At 67.8% G+C, this 6,784-nt stretch carries 9 protein-coding genes; all 9 read right to left on the reverse strand.

The annotated features are described in order from the left end of the window. Window positions 1-34 precede the first annotated feature (34 nt). The gene (locus Q0R63_RS17485) at window positions 35-1,093 is read right to left on the reverse strand and encodes a 2Fe-2S iron-sulfur cluster-binding protein (RefSeq protein WP_295700128.1); all 1,059 of its coding nucleotides are present in this window, start codon (window positions 1,091-1,093) and stop codon (window positions 35-37) included. A gap of 55 nt (window positions 1,094-1,148) precedes the next feature. Continuing rightward, complete coding sequence (locus tag Q0R63_RS17490) at window positions 1,149-1,478, reverse strand: phenol hydroxylase subunit P4 (protein ID WP_295700131.1); 330 nt, start codon at window positions 1,476-1,478, stop codon at window positions 1,149-1,151. 1 nt (window position 1,479) lies between these two features. Further along, entirely contained in the window at window positions 1,480-3,018 is a 1,539-nt protein-coding gene (locus tag Q0R63_RS17495; RefSeq protein ID WP_295700134.1) for a YHS domain-containing protein, read from the reverse strand. Between the two features lie 13 nt (window positions 3,019-3,031). Continuing rightward, window positions 3,032-3,319 (reverse strand): MmoB/DmpM family protein, encoded by a 288-nt coding sequence (locus tag Q0R63_RS17500; protein WP_295700137.1) that lies wholly within the window; start codon window positions 3,317-3,319, stop codon window positions 3,032-3,034. Further along, window positions 3,316-4,341 carry a hypothetical protein gene (locus Q0R63_RS17505; RefSeq protein ID WP_295700140.1) on the reverse strand — a complete coding sequence of 342 codons (1,026 nt, stop codon included), beginning with the start codon at window positions 4,339-4,341 and terminating at the stop codon, window positions 3,316-3,318. The genes Q0R63_RS17500 and Q0R63_RS17505 overlap by 4 nt, the downstream gene beginning before the upstream one ends. Before the next feature lie 13 nt (window positions 4,342-4,354). Then, window positions 4,355-4,771, reverse strand: a complete 417-nt coding sequence (locus Q0R63_RS17510; RefSeq protein WP_295700143.1) for a hypothetical protein — start codon at window positions 4,769-4,771, stop codon at window positions 4,355-4,357. Between the two features lie 11 nt (window positions 4,772-4,782). Next, entirely contained in the window at window positions 4,783-5,697 is a 915-nt protein-coding gene (locus Q0R63_RS17515) for a catechol 2,3-dioxygenase (RefSeq protein WP_295700145.1), read from the reverse strand. 131 nt (window positions 5,698-5,828) lie between these two features. Then, window positions 5,829-6,074 (reverse strand): 2Fe-2S iron-sulfur cluster-binding protein, encoded by a 246-nt coding sequence (locus tag Q0R63_RS17520; protein ID WP_295700147.1) that lies wholly within the window; start codon window positions 6,072-6,074, stop codon window positions 5,829-5,831. 106 nt (window positions 6,075-6,180) lie between these two features. Continuing rightward, window positions 6,181-6,582 (reverse strand): hypothetical protein, encoded by a 402-nt coding sequence (locus Q0R63_RS17525; protein ID WP_295700151.1) that lies wholly within the window; start codon window positions 6,580-6,582, stop codon window positions 6,181-6,183. Between the last annotated feature and the right edge of the window lie 202 nt (window positions 6,583-6,784).

The raw sequence follows: 6,784 nt of genomic DNA on the forward strand, positions 1-6,784 counted from the left end.
CTCCGCGCCGGCACGGTATGGGCCTTTGGTCCCACTACCGCTTGATCAGCGGGGAGCGCACGCCACCGGTCGCCCTGTCCCCTTCGTCGAAGAAGTCCTCGCGGTAGATGTCGCGAGGGAAGAGCCGCTTGCCCATCAGCGTCTTCAGCGCCGCCTCGACCATGCGCGGGGGACCGCAGAGGTCGCCCGCGTGGCCGCGCAGGGTCGCGTTCTCCGCCTCGGTGACCTCGGTCACGAGCCCGGAACCGAAGCCGTCCACGATCTCCTCCGACAGGCACGGCCGATAGGTGAAGCGGTCGGGGTACTCCTTCTCGAGCCGCTGCATCTCCTCGACGTCGTAGAGCCACGCCTGGGTCCGGGCGCCCTGGTAGAGGGTCAGGTGACCGGCATAGGCATCGTTCTCGAGGGCATGACGGATCATCGACTTGAGGGGGGCGAGCCCGGTGCCCCCCGCGACGAGCACCGCCGCGCGGTCGTCCCCCGTGTGGAGGACGAACCGGCCGTAGGGGCCGCTGACCGACACCGGGTCGCCCACCGCGAGGGAGCGGAAGATCCACCCGTCCGTCGCCACGCCGCCCGGGGTGCGCCGGATGTGGAACTCGAGGCGCCGGGTCTCGGTGGGCGGGTTCGCGATCGAGTAGGTCCGGTCGGCGCCGGTCCCCGGGACCTGGAACTTCAGGTACTGGCCGGCGTTGAAAGCCATCTCCCGGTCCAGCTCGATGACGAGGCGCCGGGTGTCCTCGGCGATCTCCTCCAGGGACAGGACGGTGGCCGCGTAGTCCTGCACGGGGTGCATCTCGAGGTCCTCGTCGACATCGATGTCCGCCTGGATCGTGACGTCCGATCGCGGCTGCGCACAACAGGGCAGCAGCATGCCCTCGTCGCGCTCGAAGTCCATCAGCGCGAAGGTGGACGACCCACCGTGGTCGACGTCCCCGTCGAGCACCTCCGCCTTGCAGGTCGCACAGGTGCCGTGGGTGCACGAGTGCGGTAGCCATACCCCGTTGCGGAGGCAGGCGTCGAGGATCGTCTGGTCCTCCCGGCACTCGATCTCGCGGCCCAACGGCTCGACGGTGATCGTGTAGGAGTTCATGGTCTGCCGCTCTCTCACGTGGTGGTGGGCGTGTGGTGGTGGAGTGCCGCGGTGGTCAGCCGGCCTCGACCCGCATCCCGATGACGTCCTTGTGCACGACGCCGAGGGCCTCGAGGGTCTCGTCGTCGCCGGGGGACAGCGGCTGTCCGTGCAGGCTCCACGCGTACCGCGCCCCCGGGTCGAAGTCCGGGTCCTCCTCGGCCCACGGCACGACCAGCTGCGACCAGAAGTCGCCCCACCGCATGGCCTTGGGTGCGCGGTAGCAGGCCGCGGCGCAGAACCACGGGTTGCCCTGGAACCACACGTGGACGAGCTGGTCGTCGCCGTAGAGCTCCTGGCGTGATCGGGACGGGAAGTCGTAGGTCCCGATGCTCTTGACCGGCATGTCAGTTCCCTTCCTTCACGGAGTCGGCGTGCCATTCCTGCCAGCGCCGGTCGTCGAGCGATCCGCGATGCTCGCCGGAGTCGCCCTCCTGCACGCCGTACCAGGCGAGGACGTCCGGCACGGTCGGGCCGCCGCAGCTGCCCTGGTAGATCTGGTGGACCGGCAGCCACGCCTGGACGTACTTCTCCGGCTCGCGCTCGAAGATCCACTGGCAGCCGTTGGAGCAGGTCTGGAACTTCTCGCCCTTGAACTCGCTCTCCCGCTGGCAGATCGTCGTCGGGTCGCCCGGCTCGGTGAAGAGCATGGGGATCTGGCAGACCTGGCAGAGCTGGGGGAGGCCGCGCACGAAGTGCCGTCCGCCGCCGGCGATGTTCTCGCGCTCCTTGTCCCACAGCTCCTTGTAGAGCTTGTCGAACGTCTCCGGATAGGTCTCGGCCAGCCACTTCTCGTGCTCCGCGGTGGGGACGCTCGTGGTGAACGCGGCCGCGTGGGAGAACTGGTAGAGCGTCCAGTAGACCTGGTGGGAGAGGATCTCCTTCTCCGCGATCGCGTCCTCGACGTGCCGCGGTGGCGTGATGCCGTAGAAGGCGAGGTCCGCGAAGAGCCCCTTCAGCATCTGCTCCTCGAAGTAGAGCTCGAAGGCCTCCTTCCAGCTCATCACCTTGCGCGGCAGCATGTAGTCGAGCATCTGCGCGATCAGGGCGGTGACCCGGTAGCCGCGCCAGAACCACTTGTCGATCCAGGCCTGCACGGTCGGCACGTTGGCCTCGTCCTGCTCGAGCAGGAACTTGATCGCCTCCAGCCCCAGGGTCATGTGCCGCGACTCGTCGCTCTGCGCCGAGAACCCGAAGGTCATCGTCGGCAGGTCGCCGTTGAAGCTGGCCCCGGACATGAAGGGCACGAACAGCAGGTTCGTGAGGAGGTACTCGAAGGAGAACCCGATCGCGATGAGGAACTCGAAGGGCCCGGAGGCGAGGGCGTCGCCGAAGAACGACTTGGGCACCGAGAGGTACCAGACGCGGTCGTGCATCTGCTGGAAGTTGTGGAAGCCGCTGTAGTACTTGTTGTCGTTGGACAGCGTGTGGATCTCGGTCTGCGTATGCCGCAGCTCGTCGATCGACTGGCACAGCGAGGCGAACCGCGGGCCGGGCCCGTTGAGGTGACGCGCGAGGTAGGCGAAGTTGCGGTGGGCCTGGTACTCGAGCGGGGTGACACCCTGCAGGAAGAGCTTCATGGCATTGAGGTAGGAGGCGTCGGTGAGGGTCAGGTGACCCTGGCTCTGGGCGAAACCGTCGAGCACGGCATACAGCCGCTTGTCCTTCTCCGCCTGGTACTTGCAGTAGGCGTCCACGGTGAGCCGGAAGGGGTCCTCCCACTTGCTCCAGTCGTGGATCGTGATGCCCTCGAACTCGGTATGGGGGAAGACGTCCTTCGGGTCGACATAGGTCGGTTCCCAGTCCAGGTCACGGGTGAGCACCTGGTAGCGCTGTTTCATCGACAGCTTCTTGGGGGCCCGCGAGGCCTTGTTCGCGATGGTCATCGACGTGCCTCTCTCAGTGATCCCAGGCGATGACGATCTCGTCGTCATCCCAGTCCTTGATATGCCCGAAGTAGGACACGATGGCCATCTGGAACTCGTGGGTCTCCCACTCGCGACCCAGCTTCTGCTCGACCGAGTCGCGGGTGATGACGAGCCGCTTGGGACAGGTGATCCGGACCAGGCCCGGCATGTGCTGGACGATGCAGGCGGGGTTGGTCTCCTCGATGGCCTCGACGACCGCCCGGTTCTGCTCGCTCTCCTGGATGTCGACGCCGACGTTGCGCGCGGTGGTGGTGGTCATCTCTGGTTCTCCTTGACGGGGACGCCGACTGAGGTGAAGAAGGCGCGGACGGTGGTGGCCGACTCGTCGACCGCTGTGGCACAACCGGCTTCGACCAGTAGGTCGGCTCCGGCGGCGAGTGACTCGGCGGCGGCCCGGCCGCTGACGAGGGCTGTGTCGACGATCTCGGCCAGCAGCTTCGCGTTGGCCTCACCCAGCTCGGGGTCGGAGGTCCAGGCCCGGTAGAGGGCGTCCAGCCACCGCCGCTGGTCCTTGAACCACCGCGAGAGGTGCTGCGCGATCAGGCTGTAGGAGCCGGCGCCGCGGTCGAGCGCGACCTCGTCGAGGTGGGTGAAGAGCAGGGGGTAGAGCAGCTGGTCGGCCACGTCGAGGGCCACCAGCGATACGCCCCAGTCGCGCTCGACGAGCAGCTCCTCGGCCAGCCTGCGCAGCGGTTGTAGCGCGGCGTCCTGCAGCCAGCTGGTCTTGGCCGCGTCGAGCAGGTCAGCGGAGCCGCCACCGAGGGAGAGCCCCACCCGGCTGATGAGCTGGGCGTTGCCGACCCGGTCGAAGGCCGCGTAGGCCGCGCACTGGGTGATGGTCGTCCCGAACCCGAACCGGGCCGTGTCGCAGGAAACCATCTGCGCCGCGGACTCGTAGTGTCGCAGCGGCAGGACCACGCTCTGGAAGAGCTCGGTCCATCGCTCGGGGAGGCGGTCGAACATCCCCCGCTCCTCGAGGTAGTCCAGCGTCGCGCTGAACGCGTCGAACATGGCGGCGCGGGAGGTGACGTAGGGCGCGTAGTAGTACTGCCGGGGGTCGAGGAAGGAGTAGGGGTCGGTCAGCCGCAGGACGGAGAAGGTCTCGTCGTAGATCTCCTTGTCCGGCGCCCACAGCGGGCGGAAGTGGAAGTTCTCCTTGGGCTGGATGTCGATCGAGCCCTCTTGGTAGCGCGACGCCGGGCGGTCGCCGTAGCGGGCCACGAGGTTGTCGAAGGTCTTGCGCGTCGGTTCGATGACCTGGGTGCGCAGTTCGTATTGCACGGACTCTCCTTCTTCAGAGGGTGACGGGGTGGTGGTTGATGCCCGACTCCAGCAGCAGTCGGACGATGAGGTCCGGCAGCGCGGTGGGGCCGTCGAGCTCCTGGGGCAGCTCGGACTCGAAGCCGTCGCCGACCAGGCGGCCGTATGCCGCGCCGTCGGCGAAGGTGGTGGAGACCCGTGCCGCCCGGCCCCGGTACCTGACCTCGAAGGCCAGCTCGCTGGGGAGCGTCTCGTCGACGAGGGCCAGGTGGTCGTCGCTCTCGTCGAGAACGGCGTTGGCCTCGCAGACCAGCTGTTCGGCCATCGAGCGGACCGCCACCTGCCGGTCGGCGCCGGTCCCGGTGGCGATGCGCTCGCTGATCCGGGTCGTGGGCATCGGGAGGGCGGCGGGGACGATCTCCGAACCGACGATCGTCGCGATGCGCTGCATGAAGGCGGTCCTCAGGTGAGGACAGAGGTGAAGCTGTCGTTGAGCTCACGGGCGTGGTAGAAAATGCCCTTGGCGAGCTTGTCCGGGGTCCAGATGCTGACCGGCCGGTCGGGGTATGCCGCGTAGCCGCCGGCGAAGACCTCGTTGCGGTTGCCCGACGGGTCGAAGAAGTAGACCGTCTGTCCGCGCGTGATGCCGTGGCGGGTGGGCCCGATGTCGATCGACACCTCGTCCATCGAGAAGAGGTCGGCGGCGTGCCCGACCTCGGTCCAGTCGGCGAGCTTGAACGCGAAGTGGTGGAGCTTGCCCTGCGGGCCCTGGATGACGGCGAGCTGGTGGATCTGGTTGGTGCTCGTCATCCAGGTGCCGATGTGGTCGGCGTCGACGTCGAACGAGGTCTGGACGCGCTCGGTGGCGAAGAATCCGAACGTGTGGGTGAGGAAGCGCTCCATGCCCTTGACGTCAGCGGCGGTGATCAGGGCGTGGTCGATCGCGGGAACCCCCACGCCGACGAGATGGCGCGGGAAGGACTCGGGGTTGTGCGTCCCCACCTCGGTGCCGATCAGGGTCTGGGAGTGGTAGACCTCGAAGACGTGCTCGGACGGCGTGAAGATGCGGATCCCGTCCGAGACCTCCGGGTTCTCGCCCTCGGACATCCGCGCGACGGTGCAGCCGAAGGACTGGGCCTTCTTCTCGATGTCGTCGATGTCGTCCTCGTACTGCACCTTGAAGCCGAACTTCACGAGGCCGACGCCGCCCTCCTCGAGGACGACCGAGTGGTGGTCCCACTCGTCCCAGCCCTTGTAGTAGACGCGGCCGTCCTCCTCCAGGACCTCGTAGAGGCCGAGGGTGTTGGCGTAGTGCTCCTTCGCCTCGGCCATGTCGGTGACGCGTACGTGCGCGTAGCCCATTCTCAAGACGCCCATGTCTCTTACTCCTTCGGTTCCGTGCCGCTCAGGACGGACGTGGCTCGGAACCGCGCCCTCTCGTTGAGCTGGCGCAACAGTGGGTTGATGAGACGCAGTTCCTCGTGCCGCATCTCGATGGTGATGTCGCCTCAAGGCACCGCGCGGCACGTCAGGCACGTGCCGGCGGCTCGCTCGTCGGCCGTGAGGACGGTCTCGGCGATGGTGCGGTTGTAGGCGACCCGGCCGGAGACGAGGTCCACCTTGCAGATTCCGCAGCCACCGCGCCGGCAGCCGATGGCGTAGGCGAACCCCGCCGCGTAGAGACCGGAGAGCACCGTCTCGTCAGGGGCGAGGTAGATCGCCTCCCCGGTCGGGCACACGGTGACGGTGGGCATCTTCGCTCCTCGGGCTGCGGTCGTCAGCCAGCGGCCGACCCCCTGATCCTGCGGCCCGGCAGGACGCGCAACCGGCGGCGTTCCTCAGTACGGAACGCCCAGAGGTCTAGCGCGTGGCGTACCAGAGACCCTCGGGGGTGTTGCCCGTGGTGCCGTAGTAGATGTAGCCCGGGTGGGCCGACGAGCACAGCCCGGTGGGGGTGACGACGCCGACGTAGGACGAGCCGTTGCGGCGGACGTTGGGCAGGGTGATCGTGAACGTGCCCTGGGAGACCGTCCACATGCAGCCGGCGGCGATGGAGCAGGTCTGGTCGGGGTTGAGGACCAGCTGGGTCGTCGACCAGTAGCCGGGTGCGGAGTAGTGCTCGTAGTGAAGCGTGTAGGTGCCCGCGACGGGCGTCGCCGCCGAGGCCTGTGTCGGGCTGGCCACGACAGCCGCCAGGGCAGCGACGCAGAGGGCGAGGGCGGCGGCGCGGCGTGGTGCGCGACGGGTGGTCAGGACAGACATGAGGACCTCCAGGGAGAGAAGACGCGACGGGCTCCCGAGGTCAGCTCTGTGCGGCTGACACGAGGCTGGCCCGCAACGTATCGCCGCGTCCTTGGAGTCATCTCAGAGTGCCGAGACACCCCTTGCGTCACCGCGTCACCGCGCCAGGTCGTGGCCTCGGGCGATCAGCTTCTCGACGACGGTCCGCGGCGCCAGGCGTTTC

The organism is Lapillicoccus sp. (assembly GCF_025353065.1).
Lineage (GTDB): Bacteria > Actinomycetota > Actinomycetes > Actinomycetales > Dermatophilaceae > Lapillicoccus.